16 protein-coding genes are annotated in these 23,971 nt (G+C 50.5%); 7 read left to right on the plus strand and 9 right to left on the minus strand.

The genetic code is table 11. The features are described 5' to 3' along the window. The first annotated feature begins 117 nt into the window (after window positions 1-117). The gene (locus tag ACXAFR_RS15810) at window positions 118-3,741 is read left to right on the plus strand and encodes an alpha-L-rhamnosidase (protein WP_475178589.1); all 3,624 of its coding nucleotides are present in this window, start codon (window positions 118-120) and stop codon (window positions 3,739-3,741) included. A 267-nt stretch (window positions 3,742-4,008) separates the two neighbouring features. Here ACXAFR_RS15810 and ACXAFR_RS15815 read toward each other — a convergent pair whose 3' ends face one another. After that, window positions 4,009-6,534: a putative bifunctional diguanylate cyclase/phosphodiesterase gene (locus ACXAFR_RS15815; protein WP_475178591.1), complete on the minus strand. Its 2,526-nt coding sequence runs from the start codon at window positions 6,532-6,534 to the stop codon at window positions 4,009-4,011. A gap of 392 nt (window positions 6,535-6,926) precedes the next feature. Here ACXAFR_RS15815 and ACXAFR_RS15820 point away from each other — a divergent pair, with 392 nt between their 5' ends. Then, window positions 6,927-7,952, plus strand: a complete 1,026-nt coding sequence (locus ACXAFR_RS15820) for an oxidoreductase (protein WP_475178592.1) — start codon at window positions 6,927-6,929, stop codon at window positions 7,950-7,952. Between the two features lie 18 nt (window positions 7,953-7,970). Here ACXAFR_RS15820 and ACXAFR_RS15825 read toward each other — a convergent pair whose 3' ends face one another. Beyond that, window positions 7,971-9,806 carry a monovalent cation:proton antiporter-2 (CPA2) family protein gene (locus ACXAFR_RS15825; protein WP_475178593.1) on the minus strand — a complete coding sequence of 612 codons (1,836 nt, stop codon included), beginning with the start codon at window positions 9,804-9,806 and terminating at the stop codon, window positions 7,971-7,973. A 179-nt stretch (window positions 9,807-9,985) separates the two neighbouring features. Next, window positions 9,986-11,194, minus strand: a complete 1,209-nt coding sequence (locus tag ACXAFR_RS15830) for a serine hydrolase domain-containing protein (protein ID WP_475178595.1) — start codon at window positions 11,192-11,194, stop codon at window positions 9,986-9,988. 235 nt (window positions 11,195-11,429) lie between these two features. Between ACXAFR_RS15830 and ACXAFR_RS15835 the strand changes: the two genes are divergently transcribed. Both ACXAFR_RS15835 and ACXAFR_RS15840 read left to right on the plus strand, forming a co-directional pair. Beyond that, the gene (locus tag ACXAFR_RS15835) at window positions 11,430-14,039 is read left to right on the plus strand and encodes an ExeM/NucH family extracellular endonuclease (protein WP_475178596.1); all 2,610 of its coding nucleotides are present in this window, start codon (window positions 11,430-11,432) and stop codon (window positions 14,037-14,039) included. A gap of 56 nt (window positions 14,040-14,095) precedes the next feature. Beyond that, the gene (locus tag ACXAFR_RS15840; RefSeq protein ID WP_475178597.1) at window positions 14,096-14,467 is read left to right on the plus strand and encodes a VOC family protein; all 372 of its coding nucleotides are present in this window, start codon (window positions 14,096-14,098) and stop codon (window positions 14,465-14,467) included. A 97-nt stretch (window positions 14,468-14,564) separates the two neighbouring features. On the opposite strand, the gene ACXAFR_RS15845 is transcribed toward ACXAFR_RS15840, so the two are convergent. Next, a complete protein-coding gene (locus ACXAFR_RS15845) occupies window positions 14,565-15,506 on the minus strand; it encodes a homocysteine S-methyltransferase family protein (protein WP_475178599.1) in 942 nt (313 codons plus the stop codon). Window positions 15,507-16,041: 535 nt separating this feature from the next. On the opposite strand from ACXAFR_RS15845, the gene ACXAFR_RS15850 reads away from it, so the two are divergent. The 3 genes from ACXAFR_RS15850 (at window position 16,042) to ACXAFR_RS15860 (ending at window position 18,018) form a co-directional block, all read left to right on the plus strand. Continuing rightward, the gene (locus ACXAFR_RS15850; RefSeq protein ID WP_475178600.1) at window positions 16,042-16,653 is read left to right on the plus strand and encodes a TetR/AcrR family transcriptional regulator; all 612 of its coding nucleotides are present in this window, start codon (window positions 16,042-16,044) and stop codon (window positions 16,651-16,653) included. A gap of 54 nt (window positions 16,654-16,707) precedes the next feature. Then, complete coding sequence (locus tag ACXAFR_RS15855) at window positions 16,708-17,088, plus strand: DUF2306 domain-containing protein (protein ID WP_475178601.1); 381 nt, start codon at window positions 16,708-16,710, stop codon at window positions 17,086-17,088. 213 nt (window positions 17,089-17,301) lie between these two features. Next, complete coding sequence (locus tag ACXAFR_RS15860; protein WP_475178603.1) at window positions 17,302-18,018, plus strand: glutathione S-transferase family protein; 717 nt, start codon at window positions 17,302-17,304, stop codon at window positions 18,016-18,018. 49 nt (window positions 18,019-18,067) lie between these two features. Here the strand turns inward: ACXAFR_RS15860 and ACXAFR_RS15865 are convergent, their stop codons facing one another. From ACXAFR_RS15865 to ACXAFR_RS15885, 5 genes are read right to left on the minus strand one after another with little or no spacing between them, the layout of a single operon-like run. Further along, a complete protein-coding gene (locus tag ACXAFR_RS15865) occupies window positions 18,068-19,450 on the minus strand; it encodes an aromatic ring-hydroxylating oxygenase subunit alpha (protein WP_475178604.1) in 1,383 nt (460 codons plus the stop codon). A gap of 44 nt (window positions 19,451-19,494) precedes the next feature. Beyond that, a complete protein-coding gene (locus ACXAFR_RS15870; protein ID WP_475178605.1) occupies window positions 19,495-20,637 on the minus strand; it encodes a thiolase family protein in 1,143 nt (380 codons plus the stop codon). A 2-nt stretch (window positions 20,638-20,639) separates the two neighbouring features. Then, window positions 20,640-21,068 carry a Zn-ribbon domain-containing OB-fold protein gene (locus tag ACXAFR_RS15875; protein ID WP_475178606.1) on the minus strand — a complete coding sequence of 143 codons (429 nt, stop codon included), beginning with the start codon at window positions 21,066-21,068 and terminating at the stop codon, window positions 20,640-20,642. Window positions 21,069-21,079: 11 nt separating this feature from the next. Continuing rightward, entirely contained in the window at window positions 21,080-22,468 is a 1,389-nt protein-coding gene (lpdA, locus tag ACXAFR_RS15880; protein WP_475178608.1) for a dihydrolipoyl dehydrogenase, read from the minus strand. Between the two features lie 6 nt (window positions 22,469-22,474). After that, the gene (locus ACXAFR_RS15885) at window positions 22,475-23,971 is read right to left on the minus strand and encodes a 2-oxo acid dehydrogenase subunit E2 (protein WP_475178609.1); all 1,497 of its coding nucleotides are present in this window, start codon (window positions 23,969-23,971) and stop codon (window positions 22,475-22,477) included.

The raw sequence follows: 23,971 nt of genomic DNA on the forward strand, positions 1-23,971 counted from the left end.
GGATGAGCCTATTTGGGGGCCTAGCCTTATTTTCTGTTAAACTGCTATCGGAAAAGCTCGTTGCTTGAGAACGTTCACCAGTAACGGTCGCCAATTATGTTGAATTAAGTTGAAACCATGTTGAAGAATCCACAGATGCTCTGCCATCGAATCCTGATCCCCCTATTTTTATCTCTGCTATGTGAGGTTGCTTGGGCTGACCAAGAAACATCAGGCGCTTTGTACGATTTGAAAGTTGATAACCAAATCACCCCGTTGGGTATCGATCAACAACAACCTGTGTTTAGCTGGAAGATGGTATTAGGTCCATCTGGCGGTGATTTGGAACAGTCCGCCTATCAATTACGAGTACGAGATTCTCAGGGGAGTCTGATGTGGGATTCGGGGCGAGTTAAGGAAGATCGTTCCGTAGCCATCCCATATCAAGGTAAAAAGCTGCAGCCTGAATCCCGTTATCACTGGGATCTGCAGATTTGGGATCAGCTCTCACAGAGATTCTCAAAGCAGTCCTGGTTTGAGACCGCATTAATGGATCCAGATCCCGACTCCGAACGTTGGCAAGGTGCTGAGTGGATTGGCGGTGGTGCGGAGAGCCGTGTTTTTTATTCCGACTACCTGTCGGTTTTCAAAATTGGCTATCAGATACAACTGGATGAGGCGACCAACACGGAGAGAGGGGCATTCTTGCTCGGCGGTAACGATTCGCGGCTGATGGATCCCTCTAAGAATCTTTATCAAATCTCCAGCGGATTGGATCAGAGCTATATCAAGCTGGAGCTGGATACCTCACCCTTATCGAGTGACGCTGAAGCCCCTGCCCAGTTACATATTTACCGCGTTGGTTACCATCCTGCGGATTCTTCCAAGCAACCCCTGCACAGTATTCCCATTCCCCTGGGTATGATAAATCGAGAGAACCGCTTCGCTCTGCATCAAATCTGGGTGTACTGCGATATGTCCAGATTTACTGTGTTTTTCGATGGGACAGATGCCGAGCACCGTATAGCCGAAAACGTGGTGGTTAATCCCGTTGGTAATAATCACGATTACATTAGCTTCCCCATGGTAGCGGACATCGGTTTTAGTGTATTGGCAGGTCAGCAAGCCAGTTTTTCAGATGTTACGGTTAAACATTATCGAGAGCCCTCCAACACCATTTTTCATGAAAACTACGTTGACGGTTACGAGGGTATTTTTAAACAGGCTCTGGAACAGTATCCCCAAGCGGTAACCGTGAAGAATGGACAAATCACCTTGGCGGGGCAGGATACAGATCTCCAATTTTTGGCAGATCCAAGTCGCAATGCCATGCCGTTGCTCCGCAGTGAATTTACCGTTGCGGATAAGAAAGTACAGCGGGCGCGTTTGTATATTACCGCCAGAGGGATTTACAGCGCTGCTTTCAATGGAGCGCCTATCGGTAAAGACGTTCTGACGCCGGGTTTATCGCAATATAATCTCAGTCACTTTTACCAGACCTACGATGTTACGGAACAGATTCAAGCTGGTGAGGACAACACGATATCCGCCGTGCTTGGTCAAGGTTGGTGGAGTGGCAACATTACCTTTCATCCCTCCCTGTGGAATTTTTTTGGCGACCGTCAGTCCTTACGCGCGAAGTTACTGATTGAATTTGCTGATGGAAGTCGGCAGGTCGAAGTCACGTCGCCGCAGCATTGGTCCGTTTACAATAACGGGCCGCTTCGCTATGCCAGTCTATTTCAAGGCGAGGTCTATGATGCAACCCTTGAAGCGGAAATTGCAGGTTGGCAGCAAGCTGGCTTTCAGGATGAGGGCTGGACCCAGGCCGAATCAGTCACGCCAGATCCCATCGCCGATTTTAAAACACCTTTACCTTGGCCGGAGCCGACGTCTACATTTCCTCTCGACGAGATGCAGCTCGTTAGTCAGCAAGATCCAAGTCCACAAATTGTCAAAGAACTGCAAGCCGTCAGTGTCGATGAAATCCGGCCCGGTGTTTATATCTATGATATGGGACAGAATATGGTTGGAGCACCTTCTCTAACTATTCCCGATGGAGTAGAAGGGCAGCGTCTGACATTGCGCTATGCTGAAGTTCTCTATCCTGAGCAATCGGAGAAGCGTGATCTGCGCGGCATGATTATGCTGGAAAATATCCGTGCGGCGCTGGCCCAGGATCTTTACATCCTGAAAGACGGGCCTCAGGTCGTAGCACCCAGTTTTACCTTTCATGGCTATCGCTATGTGGAAATTTCAGGACTCAAAAAGCCGCTCCCTCTCGCTGCAGTCAAGGGGCGGGTATTCAGCTCTATCGCCTCCCTGAATTCAGATTTTGAAACATCGAATCCGCTGGTGAATAAACTGTGGCAAAACATTACCTGGTCGATGCGGGGCAACTTCCTCTCCATTCCTACTGATACTCCGGCCCGCAATGAACGCATGGGATGGAGTGGTGATATTAATGCCTTTGCACCTACCGCCACTTATCTTGCCGACGTTCACCTGTTTTTGCGACGACACCTACAGGCCTTGCGAGATACCCAGCGGGCCGATGGCCGCTTTGCCAATGTAGCCCCTCTGGGAGGCGGTTTTGGCGGAGTGCTCTGGGGCAGTGCCGGTATAACCATTCCCTGGTTGCTCTACACCCGCTATGGGGATGTGGATGCTCTCGCTGAACACTATGCTGCGATGCAGAGGTATGTTGATTATGTGGAAACCCTGGAGGATCCTGAGACGGGGCGGCTGGATGGCGGGCCACTGGGTGATTGGTTAAGTCCGGAAGGTTCACGCAACGACAGTTCACTGTTTTGGGCGGCCTATCAACTATTGGATCTCGATATTCTGGCAAAGTCCGCAGCCGTGTTGGGCAAAACTCAGCAAGCTAACGTTTACCGAGAAAAATACGATACCCGCCGTAAGTGGTTTATCGAAACTTATATCGATGCAGATAGCGGCCTGACCATCGCTGCAGGAGAGACCTCTTCATTATTTTTTGAAACCTTACCTCTGAGAAAAGGCTCCGTCATTGATACTCAGGGCTCCTATGCCGTTCCTCTTAGCTTAGGTCTGGTAGATGGACCTTTAGCTGAAAAAATGGCTGCTCATCTAAACGCCGCCGTACAGAGGAAAAATACCGATGATGCCGGTATCGAGCGTCCAGGTTACTCGCTTTTCACTGGCTTTATCGGTACGGCGTTAATCAGCGATGCGTTATCGGCCAACGGTTATCAGGAGACGGCCTTCAAATTACTGCAAAGTAAAACCTATCCTTCCTGGTTGTATCCCGTAGAAAATGGGGCGACAACCATCTGGGAGCGATTGAACTCCTACACCCATGATGGTGGTTTCGGCGGTAATAACAGTATGAATTCCTTTAACCACTATGCCTTTGGCGCCGTGGGTCGATGGTTTTATGAATGGGTGCTGGGCTTTCAGCCCAACGAGAAATATCCGGCCTGGAAACGTTTCACTCTGCGACCAACGGTGGATCCAACCGGCGAAATGCGCTCAGCCAAGGGTTATTTTGATTCTCCCTACGGCCGTATCGAAAGCGCATGGCAGGTTGAGCAGGATAGCGTTCGTTACCAATGGACTATACCCGCCAATACTCACGCAGATCTAATTTTAACCGGTGCGAGATCGGAAGACCTGATTTGGCAACGTGGAGAGTCTATTCCCAAACAATGCACTGAGGATGAAGGAGATCTCCAGTGCGAGTTGCCATCTGGACAATACGTGGTAGAGAGGACTCTACCTTAGTCTTTCTCAGAAAATTTACCTTGGGAAGGGATCAATGAGAATTCAGCAACGCAAAAGATTGGGTTGTCGGCGCTGTTTTGCTGCCGGTGTAGACTATGATCCCGGAGAGAAAGAGTAGGTTTAGCCCAAAAAAATTGTTTAAATGATTGTAAAAGACAGCTTACTTGCCGTTAGTTTGTTCACTCAAATAAATGTGTTTTTATAGATCGCGTTCTGGACATCTCGGGACGTAGGTATTTTTCGTTATATTACTTCAGAACATCCATATTACCCCGGAAAAATACTGGGGTCTCTATTCTGGTTTGCTAACATCTTTTGAACTCTGTTATTGATGCGTTGCATGGTCTGCTGTAATTTGTTAAGTGGCAGTGCTTTGGAGAACATAAACCCTTGTACAAGGCTGCCGCCTTTTTCATTAATAAATTCCAGCTGGTGATCGTCTTCTACACCTTCAAAAATGAGTTGCAAATCCAACCCTTGCGTTATGGCTATAATAGCGTTAATCACAGCAAGATTTGCTCGTTGTTCAAGCTTCATAAAGCGGCGATCGATTTTAATAATATTGATTGGAAAATGGGCGATCATTCCCAAGTTGGATGTTCCGGTAGCAAAATCGTTTACTGCCAGGTCAATCCCCAGCTGACTGAGCTGTTGCAACTTCTTTTGCGCGATCTCCGATTCCGAGACCAGGATTTGCTCTGACAATTCCAGTTGCAGCATGTGTGCTGCCAAACCTGTCTCCATGAGTACATGTTCAATGTGCTCAACGAAGTGAGGCTGTTCAAACTGTTTGGGGGATATATTTACGGCAACCTGAATATCACTGCGTAATTCGTGGTTCAGGCGTTGGATTTCCTGGCAGGCTTTGGCAAGTACCCACTCGCCAAGCTTAACGATAAAGCCTGTCGCTTCCGCCATGGGGATAAACTGATTGGGTGAGTAGGTTTCATCATCTTGATGCCAGCGAAGTAAGGCTTCAACCGCAACCACCTTTTTCTTCTGTAAGTCAATTCTGGGTTGGTAGTGCAGGTCAAGCTTGTCTTGATTAAAGGCATCGTGGAGTGCCTGCTCTATGGAGATATCCCTCAGCCGGGATACCTCCAAATCGGTATGAAAAACTTTGTAACCGTTTCTGCCGGTATTTTTGGCGTGGTACATGGCGATGTCGGCGTGTTTTAGCAGTTCCACAGAGGTCTGTCCGTCATCGGGGGCGATGCTGAGGCCAATGCTCGGTGTGATGGCAAGGTTTGCCGAACCAATATCCAATGGCGGTTCAAGTTCGGATATGATTTTTTCGCAGACCAGCTCAACATCCTCTTGTCGATTGACCTCGGGCAGGAGCACGACAAACTCGTCACCTCCCAATCGACAGACGGTGTCAGATTCTCGCACAGCGCCTTCAAGGCGTCGGGCTATCTGCTTTAAAACCTGATCGCCTGCAAGGTGGCCCAAGGTGTCGTTAATGTGCTTGAAATGGTCGAGATCGATAACGAGTACACCAATGCGATTGCCGTGGCGTTTGGCTTGTCGCAGCGCATGCTCCAGGCGATCTTCCATAAACATCCGGTTCGGTAAACCTGTGAGGCTGTCGTGGTGCGCCATGTGTTGGATGTATTCCTGAGCGCGTTTCTGTTCGGTGATGTCGTAAGCGACGAACAAATAGCCGGTGAGTTCCTGCTGATCATCAAGCATTCTGGTAATGGTAAGATGCACGGGAAGTGTGCTGCCGTCTTTACGAACGTAGAGGCAATCTTTCTCATCGGTGTCTCCGGAACGACTGCGATAGGACAGCATAAAAAAGTCGGGCTTTAGATCTTCCTGAAACTCGTTGTTGAGTTGTTCTGCTTGTTCCTTCAGCTCGCTCTCATCGTGAAACATCAAAACGTTTTTGCAATTGAGTAATTCTTCACGCGCGTAGCCGAGCAAGGTTTCAATGGCGGGGCTCGCCGCCAATATCAAACCCTCGGAGTCGGTCGCAACAATGCCGAAGGGCGCACTGTTTACAATAGATTCTGTCAACGCATGGGCTTGGTGTATGAGCTTCTCGGCTTTTTTGCGCTGGGTGAGATCGGTAAAGGTTAAAATAAAACTGCTTTGATGACCGGTTTCTACAAGGCCCAGGGACAGTTCGACAGGAAACGAATCGCCTGAGACAGACACCATAGAAAGTTCCAGTGATTGCGCTCTGGGATTTTTGGCGGCAGATTCTGTGATGTATTGAAACAGTGCTCGAAATTTCTGTCGGTCATTTACCGAAATATGTTGAAAAAAACTGCTGTGAATCAATCGGTGTTTACCTGCCAATAACAGCTTTCTGGCGCGGCTATTAACCATTGTGATACGGCCGCTCGCTTCTAGGCCTATGATCGCGACCGGAGTTTGTTCAATGATTTGGTCGAGGCTGTGGATCTGCTCGAAGGCAGAGGTGATATCTACGAAGGTCAGAGCATATTCGGATGTCGCTAGTTGACAGCTGCGAATTTCATAGATGGTTTTGCGACAGCGAATTTCCAAATGAGTGTCTGCATCCAGCAGGCAGTTCAACAGGAGGTTTTCGGCCGTGGCGGGATCGGATTGTCCATTGATGCCACCGTTTGCACAGAGGAGCTGGGAAAGCCAGTGCAATTCTGCACGTTGGGGAATTTGGCTGTGAATGTTGAACAGTGATAAAAACCACTGATTGCAAAACGCGATGTGTTTGAATTCATCGAGTATTACGATTCCCTGATGAAATGCATCAAGAATTCGATAATTTTGATTATCATGCCACTGCATATGATATTGGTTTGCCATCTCCGTCGCCTGCATCCGTGACTGACAGGAAAATATGTACAGCGTGAATATATCCAGCGGAAAAAAACAGTGAAGCAATTGGTGCCGTTATCGTAGAGTTAAAATAGTCATTACAACGACAAGGTGCAGCTTTCTGAAACAGGCGTTACTTTGTGTATCAATCGATAAGGTTATTTAGCTTCATCCAAGGCAATAAATGCAAGTGGACAAGCGAATTATGGCGCGTATTATGTCAATTATCGGGGACTAAAATATAGTGTAAAGAAAAACGTATATTGCCAGACTTCGAATCTGTTTACTATGGCGCATTTAATCGTTTTATGTCTAATTTTTCTACAACACTTTGATTTTCTCGATGTCGCTGGAAATGTAATTTTGAAGAGAAATAAACTATGTTGAACGTCGGTGTCATCGGTTATGGATATGTTGCTAAGACCTTCCACATTCCTCTGATCGATGCGACGCCAGAGATGACTTTGTCCGCTGTCAGCAGCTCTCAAGAGTCTGTGGAGCCGCATCGCGGTCGCGATTTTATTCACTGCAAGGCTCCCGCAGAGCTCATCCAATTACCCTTGGATCTGGTGGTTATTACGTCGCCAAATGACAGCCATTTTACACTTGCAAAAGATTGTTTAGAGGCGGGTAAATCGGTTTTGCTCGAAAAGCCGATGGTTACGACGACGGCAGAGGCTGAGACGCTCGTTCGTCTTGCGAAGCAACATGGCAAGGCTCTGACGATATTTCATAATCGGCGTTTCGATGGAGATTTTTTAACGGTTGTTGAATTAGTTCGATCTGGCCAATTGGGAGAGATCCACAGCTTTGAAAGTCGCTTCGATCGATGGCGACCAAAGGTTCGCGATCGTTGGCGAGAGCAGGCGGGAGTGGGTACAGGTACCTGGTTTGATCTCGGAGCCCATCTTTTAGACCAGGCGTTGGTGTTGTTCGGTTTGCCGGAGGCTATAACAGCACGCTGTCTTAATCAGCGGCCTGGTGCGAAAACCGTCGATTATTTTCACTGCTTACTTCACTACAAAGGCCTGGAAGTGATTCTTCACTCCAGTTCCTTTACTGCTCAAAATCCATCGTTGAGGTTTCGTATCGAGGGAAGTGATGCCAGCTATCTGAAGTCGGGGCTCGATTGTCAGGAAGCGCAATTACAAGCGAATATCCAGCCTGACGCTGAGGCATTTGGTCGTGAGGAGACAGAAGCATGGGGGCAGATCTTTCGTCCTGACGATGTGCAGGTTATTGAAACCCAGAGAGGCGGTTACAGACTTTTCTATCGGCAATTGGCTGATGCCCTGTTGAAGGGGGAGCCTGTGCCCGTCTGTCCATCGACAGTGGTACCTGTCATTCAGTTACTGAATTTGGCAGAGCAGAGCAGCCAGCAGGGTAAAACCCTGCCTTTAGATTAGCAGGCAACAAGGCCCAGTCTAGGTTTTTTCCGTCTCTGCATGTGGCAAGGGTGATTCGCCCTGGTTTTCCCGCTGGTCTGCTTCCAGAACCTGTCGCAAATCGTCCATTCGTTGTCGAACGGCAACACCATAACTTTTTTCGTCTCCCCAGACTTGCGCCAGGATCTCCATAGTCTCCTCATCGTGCGTGGTAAAGACACTGCCTGCGCGAAGAGCATGGCGCTGAGAGACGCCCAGCTGAACCAGCGCTTGTACCCCTAGGTGAATGGCCGAATCAAACGTTTCCCGCCGCAGCCCGGCGATGTTCAGCCGCATGAGCTCGTAGGTGTGTCGCCGGTCAATCGCGCGAGCGAGAATTTTTAAATTTGGGAAGTGCTGTTGCGCAATAGCAATGATTTGTAGCGACTTAACCGGATCGTCAACGGCGACCACCAACAGTTTGGCGGTTGCAGCACCGGCGGAATCCAACAGATCTCTGCGAGATGCATCGCCATAATATACTTTGTGACCAAATTTACGTAGCAGTTCGATCTGACTGGGACTGTGGTCCAGAATGGTCAATCGGTAACCTTGTGCGTTCAACAGACGGCCAACGATTTGTCCAAAGCGTCCGTAACCGGCAATGATGATCTCTCCGTGAAAATCGATGGTGTCAGCATCATCTGTTTTGTTTTTCGGCTGTCGAGCGAACCACCGTTCATGAAGAATAAACAAGAGGGGCGTCATCAGCATCGACAGTGTCACAACGAGCGTCAGTGTATTGCCAAATTCACCGGTGAAGATTCCCAACTGTCCACTCATATTGACCAGTACAAAGGCAAATTCACCTCCCTGGCATAGAGCGGCGGCGAATAAGGTCGACTGGTTAACAGCAAAACCGAAGACGCGGGCGATTCCGAGCAAAACAACCGCTTTTATCGCCATCAGTCCAAGTAATAAGCAGAGTATCTGCGTGGGGTTATCAAAAAGCAGCTGAAAATTAATTCCTGCGCCGACGGTGATAAAAAATAATCCCAAAAGCAGGCCTTTAAACGGCGCGATATCGACGACCAGCTCGTGTCGAAACTGACTGTCAGCAAGGACGACACCCGCCAAAAAGGCACCGAGGGCAGGTGAAAGCCCTATGGCTTCCATTAACACGGTTATAGCGATGACGATTAACAGGGACAGCGCGGTGAATATTTCCCGCAGACGCGATTCAGCGACGAAACGAAACACCGGTGCCGAGACAAAGCGACCGCCAGCTACGATGCTGACGATGGTAATCACACTGACCAGCACTTGACCGTAAGCGGGTAACCCGCTCATCCAAGCGCTGCTGTGGGCAACATCTTCGGCGATTTCAGGTTGGGAAGATAGCAGTGGCAAGAGTGCGAGAATGGGTATTACGGCAATATCTTGGAACAGTAAAACAGAAAAAACGTTTTGGCCGGTTTGGGTAGGGAGCAAGCCTCGCTCTTCAAACGATTGCAGCACGATTGCCGTCGAGGACAGCGCCAGTGCCAGCCCCGCGGCGAGGGCCGTTTGCCACTGAGTGTTGAGGGCATAGGACAGCACAAGGAATATCAGCAGGCTGCTGACGATGACTTGGGCGCCTCCGACGCCCAGGATGGATTTGCGCAGGCTCCACAGTCGGCTGGGCTTTAATTCGAGCCCGATGAGGAAGAGCATCATGATGACGCCGAATTCCGCGAAGTGCATGATCTCTTCTGGATCGCGCACCAACCCCAATAGATAGGGGCCAATCAGCACGCCGGCAATCAGGTAGCCCATCACTGAGCCAAGTCTGAGTTTTTGAGCAATGGGTACGGATATGACAGCCGCAAGTAAAAAGATCAGTGCACTGATCAGCATGGTTCAGAGTCCGGTGGTGTTGTCGATCGTCAGGTGTGCCGCACTTTACCCATCACAGGCGTGATCGGGGCTGGCAGCGAGAGGCGCGTAAGTTCATTGTACTGCAAGTTGTATGTGCTTGCAGACGTCAAAAGGGGTTCCTAAACAAACTTTTGTTAATGACGTACCAGATCTCGCAATTAGGGCTCGGCTGCGGCGCAAGCGGCGGCCAAAACCTGCGCAGGATAGCGTCCGTTCACGCCCTCAAAGGTGGTATTGGTTAGGCACACTAGCGTCAAATCTCTTTGAAAATCCATGGCCCAGCTATGACCGTAGACGCCGCCCCAACAGACAGAGCCCGGCGACAAAGGGGATGTGGGCAACGCTGGATTGCTGGTCTTCCCATTCGGGCGACGGTAACCTCCGAGCCAGGCAAAGCCCCATCCTGGGTACATGCTTTCCATGTCGGCACTCAGGCGGTCCAGCCGCGCGGCAAGTGTCCAGGGGGCGGGCAGCAGTGCGCCTTGTCGATAGCACTCGAGCAGGCGCAGCACGCTGTCGGCGGAGGCAGCCATACCTCCACCGCCGGAGGGAAAGACGAGGAGATGAGCGATTCTCTGAGGATCAAAACTGACGGACAGTGGCGCCAAGTCCGGTAATGGGACTCGCGTTTTACCGGCCATTCGTCGGGGCGCTCCGGCACTATTATAATAGGGGGTAGCCAGGGCCGGCCCTTGCCAGTGAAAGCTGGCATCGAGCTCCAAAGGCGATGTGAGTAATGTGTCGATAGCTGTTTCAAGCGTCGATTGGTTGGCCGCTGCGACCACCGCACCGAGAACGTCCGTGGCGACAGAGTAGCGCCAGGCTTGTCCGGGCAAGAGGTCGAGAGGCACAGTGGCGAGTTTGCTTAGGTTTTCCTTCAAAGACAATTGTGAGTCGTCAATACCGTCGGAAACGCCTGCCGTTTGGTAGAGACCCTGCGGCAACTGCTGGAAACCGTAATCAAGCCCCGCGGTATGTGTCAACAGGTGTGCAACGGTGATATGCGGCTGTGTGCCATCCGCAGCGATGGGGCGAAACCAGGGTAGCCAGGCGGTGACAGGATCTTTCCAGTGCAGCTTGCCCTCTGACATTAAACGGATGGCCGCCAACGCGGTGAAAGCTTTTGTGACGCTGGCCAGGCGAAAGGGGGTTGTCGGCGTCATGGGGTGTTTCTCTTCCCGATCGGCGTCTCCAGCAGCGCGACAGTAAACACGTTTACCGCCCTGTGCCACCATAACAACGGTACCGACAATGCGCTGATCCCGTATCGCTGCGTCGATCACTCGGTCCAAGCCGAGGGTTTTCGAGGTTGGCCAGGTGACATTTGCCAGTGTTACTCCGCGGCTACAGTGTGTTGTCGGTGACACGGTCTCCTCCACAAAATTCATCAAGCTCGGTAGTTAATAGTACAACATGTTGTGCGGAAAATTGGGGAAAGGCTTGGTCCTCTAGCAGGCAAAAATCAGCTCTGCTGGCCGTACACTGTCATTTCAATGACATAAAGCTGTAGAAATTCCGTGTTTCAATTGAGGAAATACCTTTGGGATTCGTTTATGCAATAAGTCCCAGTGAAATAACCATTGAGTATTTGGAATTTCCTCTATGAAGCACCTGCAATACTACTTGCCGTTAACACTATTGACTGTCTCCTGCGGTTCCACCGCTCAGCTTGCCTACGATATGGTGGGCAGTACCAGTGCCAATTTAACCGATTTCACTCAGGACTACGCTGAAGGCTTCAGCAGTGCCGGGGACGGTTTTGGTAAATATCAGCGAGGTGTCGATGATGTACCTTTTGCGCTTCTGGATGACACTCTGGCTGGCTTTCCCACGGATTCACTGGGCATTATTGGTGCTGATAACACCGACATCTTTTTTGGCGTGACGGATACCGTCAACAGCGATACCAATGGCCCGCTGACAGCAACCTGGACGTTTGCCATGCCGGCGACCAGCGCCAGTTGCCTGGCGGTTAGCCTGGACGTCGGTGCGATGGGTGATTTTGAGGCATCCGATTATTTTGAGTGGCGAGCGTCTGTCGATGGCAGCGACTTTCAAACCTTGTTTACCTCTTCTGTTAACGAGGACGGGTCGCAGGTGTACCTGCTCGAAAACGGTGATAGCTACGAGCTGAGTGATCCGATGCTGCTGCAAGAGCAAATTCTGACCAACACCATGGCTCAGTTTGAAGCTCTGACGCCCGCGGGATCCACCTTGACGTTACAGCTCGAGACCAGCACTGATGGGGGCAGTGAAGCCTTTGCTTTCCAGAACCTGATCATTGATGAGTCTCTGGAGACCGATTGTTCTGGGGGAACCTCTGAACCGGGCGTTCTCAGTGTGAAAATACACGAAGTTCAAGGCAGTGGTGAGAGTTCTCTGTTAACTGGAGAGACGGTCTCTGTAGAAGGGGTTGTTGTTGGCGATTTTCAAGCGGGCGACAGTGACGATTTTGATTTGGCTGGTTTTTACGTGCAGGAAGAAGACGCCGACGCGGATGCGAATCCAGCAACATCGGAAGGTGTGTTCGTATACGATGGTAGCGGCGCTGTAGACGTCCAGGTTGGTGACCTTGTTAGAGTGACCGGTGAGGTTTCCGAATACAATGGACTAACGCAAATTTCCGTAACGGGAGATTCCGCGACTGTAGAAGTCGTCGGTCAGGATGCCGCTTTACCCGTGCTCACGGATCTCACCTTACCGGTAAATTCCCTGGACGACCTTGAAGCCTATGAGGGGATGCGTGTCAGATTTCCGCAGCGCCTGGTCATCAGCGAGTTTTTCAATTTTGATCGCTACGGTGAAATCGTCTTGGCGAAGCCTTTGAATAAAGAGCGTCGTCTTATGGTGCCAACAGCGGTAAGAAATCCAGGATCAAATGGTTACGAGATCCGTGCCGCGCGTAATTTACTGAGTAAGATTACCCTCGATGATGGTCGCTCTTCCCAAAACCCGGATCCGGCGATGCACCCCAATGGCGAAGTCTTCTCGTTGGAAAATCGTTTTCGAGGTGGGGATGTCGTCGCCAATGCGACGGGCGTTCTCGATTATCGCTTTGATCTCTATCGCGTCCAGCCAACGGCCGGTGCAGATTATCGAGTGGCCAATCCTCGTCCCAAATGGGCTCCGGCGGTTGGAGGTCAACTTAAGGTTTCCGCGTTTAATGTGCTCAACTACTTTACCAGTCTCGATGATGGCAACGATCTCTGTGGCCCCAGTGGCGGTATGGAATGTCGTGGTGCAGATGCAGATCAACCCCAGGAGTTCGAGCGCCAGCGCGCAAAAGTTGTGACTGCAATTAAAGCGTTAAATGCCGACGTTGTCGGTTTGATCGAGGTTGAAAATAATCCGTCAGCTGCCGTAGCCGATCTGGTCGATGGTTTGAATGAAGCGACGGGCAGTGATGCGTATCGCTATATTGATACGGGCACAATTGGTACTGATGCGATCAAAGTGGCGTTGATCTACAAGCGCTGGAAAGTGAAACCTGTGGGCGACTTTGCCGTGCTCAATAGCGATGTCGATGCGCGATTTATAGACGATAAAAACCGTCCGGCTTTAGCCCAGTCTTTTGCCGATGTAACGGGCGGTATCTTCACGGTCGCCGTCAATCATTTGAAATCCAAAGGCTCAGACTGTGAAGATATCGGCGACGTTGATTTGCAGGATGGCCAAGGCAATTGTAATCACACCCGCACTTTGGCTGCGGAAGCGCTCGCTGAATGGCTGGATAGTGACCCGACAAACTCTGGCTCCAAGCAGTCAATCATCGTTGGGGATTTGAATTCCTATGACCATGAGGATCCCATCTCAACACTTCAAGACGCGGGCTTCGTTGATTTGGTGAAGCGTTATGGTGGCCCCTTCGCGTATTCATATGTGTACGATGGTGAAGTCGGGTATTTGGATCACGCACTCGCCAGTCGTGCCATGGTATCTCGTATCCGTTCTGCGAAGCCCTGGCACATTAACGCCGATGAACCGGATATTCTCGATTATGATACCTCGTTTAAATTAGATGCTCAGGACGCGCTTTTCGAGCCCAACGCGTATCGCAGTTCTGATCACGATCCCATACTGATTGGTCTTGTCGTAGAAGCGAAAAAGCGGGCTCACTGTCGGGGGCAGCTTTGGAAGAAAGTCGGTAAAGCCAATGGCGCGACCTTCAAAAACCGTGGTGCCTGTTTGCGATATGTAAAAACCGGGCGCTAGTGATAACCAACCTTAAATTCGGGCGGTAGCCTGCTACCGCCTGCTGGGAGCCCCCTATGACAGGCCCTGCTCGTGCTGGCATTCTGTTATACGCCAGCGATAGAGATCTTTTAGTATCGTTTTACGCCGATTTGCTGCAAGCAGACATTATTCACTCCACTCGCGAACTGTCGGTCTTACAGGGGGCGGACTTGCAGTTGGTGATTCATGATCTGGCTCAGACTTTCGACTTGCCAGAAACTGCGTTGCGCCGTCGTGACCTACCCATCAAGTTCTTTTTTTCAGTGGCGAGTATCGACGAAACCAGTCAGCAAATTCGTAAACTGGGTGGTGAAGTCGACGAATCCCGCTGGGCGGGAGAAGCCTTTACACTTGCGAATGGATTTGATCCCGAGGGGAATGGTTTCCAGTATCGGGAATGGCGTTGAGGTTAATCAAAACCACCCATCGGGAGCAAGATCCTTTTTGTGGTTTCGGAACTTTGCCGTCTTCTTAAACAACAAAATCTGTGTCCGCACACAAACGTTATAAGCAGGCATTGGCAATCTGTTCGATGTGTTTAATATCGGTACCACAGCAGCCACCGTAAACGGATAACCCTGGCAGTAGTTGTTGTAGTCTTCTGTAATCTTCCCCCAGCTCTATGGGATTCCCAGAATCGAGAGTCTCAGCGCTGTCCAGCTCGGCATGGCTGCATTTCGACGCATTGCTGCGAATGCCACGAAGTCTGTTTCGGCATGATTCATTTCGATGTTGGCTGAGCTGGTCGATAAAGTGAGAAGGGTGAGCGCAGTTGATCATGTAGTAAAGGGCATAGCCTTCCGTTAATTCATCAAGTCGTTTAACGACGTCATCGAGTTCGTCACCACTGGGTAATTTCCCATTGGTTTCCACGGTGAAAGAGATGACGACCGGTATATCAAATGCCTGAGCTGCGAGAACAATTCCGGCCGCTTCCTCAAAGTAATTGATGGTAAATCCACTGACCAAATCTGCACCGCTTGCAGAAAAGCTTGCGACCTGAGCCTGGTGATAGTCTTGTGCTTCAGACACTGACATGATTTCTTCGATCACATAGCCGTCGCCTCTGGGACCAATATTGCCGCTTATGATGACGGGGACGTCACCGATAAATTCTGAGCCAAGGTTCGTCATAAGGGCGACGGCTTTTTGGTTAATGTGGTCCAGTTCTTTACTGGAATAATTGAGTTTTTCACCCCAGTCTCGATTTGCCCGCCAAGTTGGCGTCTCCAGAATAAAACCGGTTTGGTGTGCTTTTGCAAGGTTTAGAAATTCCCGATAGTAGCTTTCCAGAATCTTTAGGCCATCGTCTCGGTTAAGCAGGTCAAAGGATGCAAAGTGGGGCAGCTCCACATGGCGATTGAAGATAAGATCAGTTTCCAAGCCGGCATCGGTGAGGAAAGGGGTTTCGAGTAGGCTCGTAAGGTGTTTATGCCGATGGTTCACGGTAGTCTCCGTTGTGTGTTGGTTGGCGTAAGTCGCTTCTTCTAACGTTTTTGTCTCAGGTGAATGGGCTGTGGTTCGGGATTCTCGAAATCCCCGGCTTGTCCCGAGATGAGGGCTACTTTAAAGTCAACTTTAAAACCAAACTAGTGAACCAGCGGTCGGTTTTTTTGGGGTGAGAAAGCTCTTAAAATCAAAGCGTCAGTAGGCCGTTAGTTTTTATTTTCTAGACAGATTCGCTTGGGAAAAAGCGGCGTAATAAAGGCGTTTGTGTGGGATAAGTGGTTGAATTTAGTGTGTTTTCGACTCGGCAAAGGCAGAGCTTGCGTAGAGTGAAAATCATCAGCCAATTGGTTATCGATACCGGAGTTTTTGAGTGATTGTGAAGCCTCAAGTGTTTGCTGGTGTACCATTGGTACAGTGACTGTGTGAAATATTCACATAATGAGTGACGCGGGTCGCCAGTCTAACAGGTTCAGGCTAAAGTCTTGCGGCATGAAAGGGCTATATGTTTTGACGATCAGAGGGGCGGGCGTAAATGGCAAAGCGAGGAGAAGATCGACGAGAGAAAATTCTTTCCGTTGCAGAAGCCAGCATATTGCAGAAGGGGTTTAATGCCACGTCTATTGACGATATCCTGCAGCAAGCACACATTACCAAAGGCGGTTTTTTCTACCATTTTCCCGATAAGAATCACCTTGCCCGAGCGTTGGTCGAGCGGTATCTGGAAAGTGATGAACTCTTCTTTCAGACTCTGATTGATCGAGCGAAAACATTAACGGAAGATCCGTTGCAACAGATGCTGTTGTTTCTCGCGCTTCTCGCTGAAGCCATGGAGCAGCTTGAAGATGTCCATCCGGGTTGTTTGGTAGCGTCTTTTACCTATGAAAATCAACAGTTTGATGACGAGCTTCGGGCTTTAATGAGGGAGGGCATGTTGCGTTGGCGTCAGCAGTTTTTAACCTTATTGAATCCGGTTTATCGACAGTATCCTCCCCAAATTGACGTTTCGCTGGACGCCGTCGCTGACGCGCTGAGTACCATTCTTGAAGGTGGGATTATTCTCTCTAGAGTTTTGTCCGATAAATTATCTTTGGTCAATCAAATTCATCAATATCGGACGTATATTCGTTTGCTGTTCTCCTCATAGCTTGTATCTCGTTCAAGGGATGGTAGTCGTTATTATCTCCATGGAAGTCGATGTATGTTGTACCACCCGTTTTCTTATGTTCACTTGGCGACCGTGTTACCTGCGCTGGTACTTGGTGGGGCTATCCTGGTAAAAACCAAAGGGACCCATATTCACCGGCAGCTCGGTCGCTGGTATATGGTATTAATGTTGTTTACGGCGCTTATCACTCTCTTCATGTCTGCTGGAGATCGCGCAATCGTCGGCCACTTCGGGGGGCTGCATCTCTTCTGTCTGTTTGTGCTCTATGCAGTACCAACAGCATTCTTAGCGATTCGCCGAGGTGATGTTGGCAAGCACCGACGGGCGATGATTTTATTGTATACCGGTACGGTCATTGCCGGTGTATTCGCCTTTTCGCCAGGAAGGCTGCTCCATCAATGGTTTTTGTCTTAGCTGACAGTTGATTGTCTATCAACGTGACCGGTGCTGTTTATGCGTTGAAGCATCTGCCAAAAAATCTTCAATTAACGGTCTGAAAGGGCTTTTTTGAGCGCCTCTGTGGTCGTATTCGACAATATTTGGAACGGTCCGTTTCTGCGGTGATCGTTGTCAGAGCATTGCCCGCCTGCTAAAAAAATACGTTCATAATAACGACGGGCGAATCCGATGAAGCTCTATCACGCAGAACCTCTGGCAAATTCATTAAAGTGTCTGATTGCGTTGCACGAGAAGGGCATCCCTTTTGAGAGTGTGTTTTTAAATTTGTTGAAATTCGAGCAACACGAACCCTGGTTTTTGGAGATCAATCCCGAAGGCCAGGTGCCTGTGCTGGAACACGATGGGGCACGAATCACCCATACATCGGTGATTAATGAGTACCTAGAGGACATATTTCCCGACCAATCACCACTCAGACCTGCCAGCGCAGTTGCGAAGGCTCGTATGAGATATTGGAATAAATTCATTGACGAACAGCTCATGGAAGCGGTTTCCATGCACGGCTGGAAATGGTTGGTCACGGATATGGCACGAAAAATACCCGATGACGAATTTGATCGACTGGTCGATCGTATACCCTTACATCGTCAACGAAAAAAGTGGCAGACCGCTCGGGCGGGTTTTCCAGAAGCCGCTCTTCAAAATGCCTATGAGCAAGTCGGTGAGGCATCAATGACGTTTGAGCTTGCGCTTCAGAAGACCGCCTGGCTGGCGGGGGAGGACTATACGCTTGCGGATATCAATTTGTTTTCTGTGGGTGGTGGTTCGCTAGGACGGCTTTTTCCGGATTTGGTAAACGCAACACGAACACCAGCGCTTTTGGCCTGGACAGATCGAGTCGCCGCTCGACCCGCGGTTATTGCAGCGCTGGCAACCAAGCCCTGATGAGTCCTTCTGCGGGCTAGCCAATATCCCGAAGAAGGACTTGGTCGTTCTATGCGTTTAGATATTTATCCAGTGTCTTGTGCAAGTGTCGGATTCGACTTTCCTGGTAGGAACCCAAGCTGACGGCACCTTTTTTGGATGCGCGCATACCTTTCTGAACAGCAGGCATATTGGAGTCGTCTTGATCAAATACGACGCCAAGGGCACCTATTTCTTTGGCATCAGCGAAGGGTTGATCCGGTCTCAGTTTGTTACATGCAGCTGCTTCTGGACGACCTTCGCCTTTAGGTACGCGGAATAACAACATGGTGTCGAATATGCAGCTGTTGGGGTCGTCGCCATTGGGAATAAACCGGTAGACAATATTACCGTGATAGCCAATCCATACCTGAAAGTTGGGAAAAGCACTGTAGAGAATGGCGTCTTCCAGCTCTGCCATGGTGGGCTCTTGCAATGGCTCGCCGATAACGTCTTCAAACACTTTGCGATTCATGTCTGCAACATATTTGCGAGCGGTCAATCCATCGGGCAGTAATTGCCCTGAAGAATCGCTGATGGCCATACGTCCTGACAGATCCAAGATATCCTTTAACGTTTCTTCATCGGTGACACCATCAAGATGGGGGCTCGGAACACCCATAGGCGTGACGGAACGGCTAACATTGTCGCCAAAGGTGTCATATTGGGAGTTGGCATCGCCGGTAAAGGTCATGATTTCCCGGTGCGTGGCAACGGTATGGAATGATTCCATAAAGGCCTCGGCACCAACTTTCCAATTGCACTGTACAACCCGCTGTACGTGGGCACCTTTGTAATATTCTTGAAGAGGAAAGCGTTCGAAATGCTCTGGCATCGGTGACAAATAATCTGCCAGAGGTTCGCAGTTTTCATCGAAATTCACAAAAACAAAACCTCCCCAGGTATCGACTTTGACCTGAGGAAGACGCATATCTTTTTCGTCGAGATGTTTGAAATCCCATTTGCACGGAATACCAACAAAGTTGCCGTCAAGGTCCCAGGTAGCACCATGGAATGGGCATTTGAACTGATTGACACAGCCGTTTTCATCGCGAAGGGTACGGCCTCGGTGCAGGCAAGAATTGATGTAGCCCTTAATCGCGTTATCCGGTGTGCGGGTGATAATCACCGATTCATCCAGAATTTCGTAGAGAAACGTATCGCCAACTTCCGGAATATCTTCTTCACGGCAGGCCATTTGCCAAACTTTTGGCCAGAGTTTTTCTTTTTCAAGCTTTTGGTATTCAGGTGAAATCCAGCGATCTACCGGTAGGTCATCATCTCCCATATAGTCACAGGTGTTTTCTCGGAGGTAAGCCGGCACTGCAACTTCTTCCAGATCGAGTAGCTCCTGAAAGCTGATGCCTTCACAGCGAGCATCATCACCTTGTTGTCTTCTGAATTCGTCGTTCATAGTACATCTCCGCACTGGGTGAGGTTATTGTTATTTAGAGTGTTTTAGCGGGTAATTATGTTGACGCCACTGAGTCCAGGGGCTCCGTAAACATGGGTGTAGCCTACTTTGGGGTTGCCAGGAACCTGCCGCGCGCCTGCATCGCCACGCAGTTGCATGCAGATTTCATAGACCTGACGCAACCCGGAAGCACCAACCGGTTCGCCATTGGCGAGACAGCCGCCATCGGTATTCACCGGCAGTCGCCCGTTGATTCGCGTTTCACCGTCGCGCAGCAGTTGCTCTTGCTCACCGTGTTCGCAAAAACCATTTTCTGCCATATGAATGACTTCGGTCGCTGCGTCGGTATCCTGCAGTTGTAAAATGTCAACGTCTTCCGGCCCTATGCCCGCGAGTTCAAAGGCCGCTTTTGATGCGGTAACGGTAGGGGCATCGGCCAAATGCATCGCCTGGGATGGGCTGAAGACTTCGAAGCTTCCGTAGTGGCGGGTTCTTACGGCTGCGGCCCTGAGTAACAGCGGTTTTCGGGTGTAGCGGTGGGCAATGTCGGCGTTACACAAAATCAGTGCTGCGCCACCTTCGGCGGGATTACAGAACATATATTTGCGCAATGGATCACTGACCATCGGCGACTCGGCAATTTCCTCATAACTGAGCGCCTGCTGACGCCAGGCGGTCGGCGTAATGGAGCCGTTGTAAAAAGCTTTTTCGGATACGCGAATCAGGGCGTCTTCAGAAATACCATGATCGTGCATATAGCGCTGGGCTTTCATGGCAAAGAATTGGGTTGTCAACATCAAGCCGGTTTCACCGTACCAGTAATCCAATCCCCAGTCCTTGGGTTTGGCATTAAAGGCACCACGGGCATGCTTGTCAAAACCGACCACGGCGCCAATTTCATATTCGCCGGATTTAATTGCGGTATAGGCCGCGTGGAGTGAGCTACCGCCGGTGGCGCAGCCGTTCCAAATATTGGTGAACTGCAAACCGGTAAGACCGAGTTCATTCACCAGGGCGTCGGCGTTGCCACCATCCTGACTGCCGCCGTAGGCAAACTGCATATCTTTCCAGCTGGTGCCAGCATCGGTGAGTGCAGCACGGACAGCGCTGGCACCCTGTTGTTGGCCACTCAAGTCAGGATGACGGCCAAAGCGGTGGAGGCCAATGCCGATAATTGCGACATCCATGGCTATTCCTCCAATGCTCGAAAGCAGTAGGTCATGAGCTGATTCCCGTCACTGTCGGTGCGAAAGGGGACTATCTCGAGTTTCATTGGCATACCAATGCGCAAATCCTGGCGCTGATTTGGAATCAAGCGCGCCTCTACGCGAACACCGCCAGGCATCTCGACATAACCAACGCCGTAGGGCTGAAAGGTCTCCGGGGTTTCATCGCTGTGATAAGGCTCTTTCGGCATAAAACTTTGGATCGTCCAGGTCCATAGGGTGCCGGTGTCACCCAGTTTGACCAGGTCGGTCTCGCGGCTGCTGCAACTGCGACAGTCTGCTTGTGCTGGAAAGGCGGCTTCACCACAATGTTTGCAGCGACTACCGAGCATTTCTGGGTGTGGATCCGGCCAGCTGAAAATGCCTTCGTGGATGGGAATCTGATGGCTCATAGTGAATAACCTCATTGATGTAGCGCAATGCCCAGGGAGTCCAATACCGATTCATGCATGGCTTCGGAAAGGGTGGGGTGAGCAAATATTGTGTGTGCCAGATCTTCCGCGGTAGCTTCTAATTGCTGGGCGATGCCAAAACCCTGAATCTGTTCGGTCACCTCCGGACCAATCATATGGGCGCCGAGCAATTCACCGGTCTGCTCATCAAGAATGGTTTTAATAAGGCCTCGGCCAGTCCCCATGGCGAGGGCCTTACCGTTCGCTGATAATTGAAAGCGACCCACTTTTACGGCGTGACCTCTAGCCTTTGCGTTTGCTTCACTGAGTCCCACGCTGGCGATTTGTGGCCGACAATAGGTGCATCCAGGCACACGATCTTTTTCAATTGGATGAGGTTTGAGTCCGGCGATCGCTTCGACACAAATCACCCCTTCATGACTGGCTTTGTGTGCCAACCATGGGGGGCCGGCGACGTCGCCAATGGCGTAAAGACCAACCAAGTTTGTGCGACATTGCGAATCAACCTGAATAAATCCGCGGTCCGTGTTTACCCCGAGAGCCTCCAGACCAAGATCTTCAATATTGCCAGTGATACCGACGGCGACAATAACTTTGTCGACGGTCAATTGGGGTTCGGTATCTCCCTGGCGGAAACTAACCTCTACTTGGTCGCCGGTAACTTGGGCAGAGCTTACCTGTGTACTGGTGTGAACTTCGATGCCCCGCTGTCGAAACTCGTGTTGCAGCAGTTCAGAAATTTCTGAGTCTTCCACCGGTACGATGCGATCAACGGCTTCTACCAGGGTGACCTGACTGCCGATGTCATTATAAAAGCTGGCAAATTCAACGCCGATGGCGCCAGCCCCGATAATTAGCAAGCGCTCAGGAACCGAACTGGGTGTCATGGCCTCACGCACGCCCCAGATGTTCGTACCATTGAAGGGAATGTTGGGTAGTGCTCTGGCTCTGGCACCCGTGGCCAGAATAATATGGGGTGCCGATAGAGTGATACGGTCACCATTGCGATCCACTTCCAGTTGGCACTTATCAACCAGGCGAGCGCTGCCTTCGATAACTTCGATGTTATTTTTGCTCATCAAGTAACCGATGCCGCTACTCAATCGATGTGCCACGTTGCGACTGTGATCAACTAATTTGCCGATTTCAAAGTCGACGCTTGGAATGTTAAATCCAAAATGGCTGGCGCCAGCAATGGTGTGTGCCACTTCGGCACCGTGGAGCAGAGCTTTGGTGGGAATGCAGCCCCAATTTAAGCAGACACCACCCAGGTGTTCTTTTTCTATGATAGCGGTTGAGAAACCCAGCTGGGCAGCGCGTATGGCGGCAACGTAACCACCTGGACCGCCGCCAACAACGATCAGATCAAAGTCGCTCATGGTCCTTTACCCTAACAGTGTGACTGGCCGCTCGAGAAAACCTTTCAGCGCCGCGAGAAAGCGAGCCGCTGTAGCGCCGTCAATGACTCGATGGTCGCTGGATAACGTCAGTGTCATCACGGTCGCTATCGTAAGGTTGCCATCCTTAACGACAGGACGCTGTTCTCCTGCGCCAACGGCGAGAATGGCGGCTTGGGGCGGGTTGATAATGGCATCAAATTGGGAAACGCCAAACATGCCCAAATTCGACACACAGAAACTGCCACCTTGGAATTCATCGGGTTGTAATCGATTGAGTTTTGCTCGGGTCGCCAGGTCACGAGTTTCATGAGAAATCGCAATTAAGCCCTTGTTGTTGACGGAATTGACAATCGGTGTGATCAATCCATTATCGATAGCCACTGCCATGGAAATATCCGCGTCTTTGAATTGCTTGATGGTCTCGCCATCAAACTGCACATTGACCTCGGGAACGTTTACCAAGGCGCCACCACAGGCTTTTAAAATAAAGTCATTAACCGAAATTTTTGCTTGGGTAGAGCTGGCGTTAATCTGTTTACGGGCCGCCAGAAGTGCATCGATTTCGACATCGATCTGTACCCGAAAGTGTGGCGCGGTTTGTTTGGATTCTTGCAGTCGGGCGGCGATGGTTTTGCGCATGCCCGTCATGGTTACGGATTCAAACGCCGGCTCATCCGGGGTTGTTACCGGTAGGTCAACGGTCTTCGAAAGTGTACCCTTAGCAAGCGCAACCGCGGCTTCGACATCGGCTTTGCAGACCCGACCGTGAGAACCGCTGGCGCGACAGTCGGCGAGAGATAATCCCGCTTGTTGTGCTAGCCTGCGCGCAACCGGAGTCGCTTTAATTGTGGCGTCATCGACGCTGGGGCGCTGCCCTTTGGCGGGTTTGCGAACAGGTTTTTCGACCTTGCCTCCCGCAGCAGAGACCGCGGCTTCTACATCCCATTTGGAAATTCGGCCGTGGTGTCCTGTCGCTGCGACATTGTGCAGATTTACGCCATAACCCTGCGCAAGCCGCCGAGCGATTGGTGATGCCGCCACCAGACTGTCGTCTTCCCCAGCGGCTAAAGCGCTCATTGCCGTTGCAGACGCTGCGGCTTTGAGTTCGGTGATTTCGGCAACCTTTGGGGCGGCGCGCTCAATGGCTTGTGGTTCAACTTCCGGGGCAGCGACAGTTTCTAACCTGGAACTGCCTGCGTTACTTTGCGCTGCCGCTTGAATGTCATCATCAGAAATTGACGCGTCGGCGATGATTCCCAAGGTTGCTCCCACTGCGTGGGTTTCTCCTGGTTGGGCAGTGATGAGACGCAAAATTCCCGCATGGACCGCGGTGACCGTGTTGACGATTTTACTGGTTTCAACATCCAGTAAATCATCGCCGACGTTGATAGCATCGCCTTCCTTGACATGCCACTGGTTAATGACACCTTCTGACATTTCCATGCCCCATTTGGGCATGGCAATGGATTTAATCTCTGCCAT

This window comes from Pseudomaricurvus sp. ABR4_320 (genome assembly GCF_056159445.1).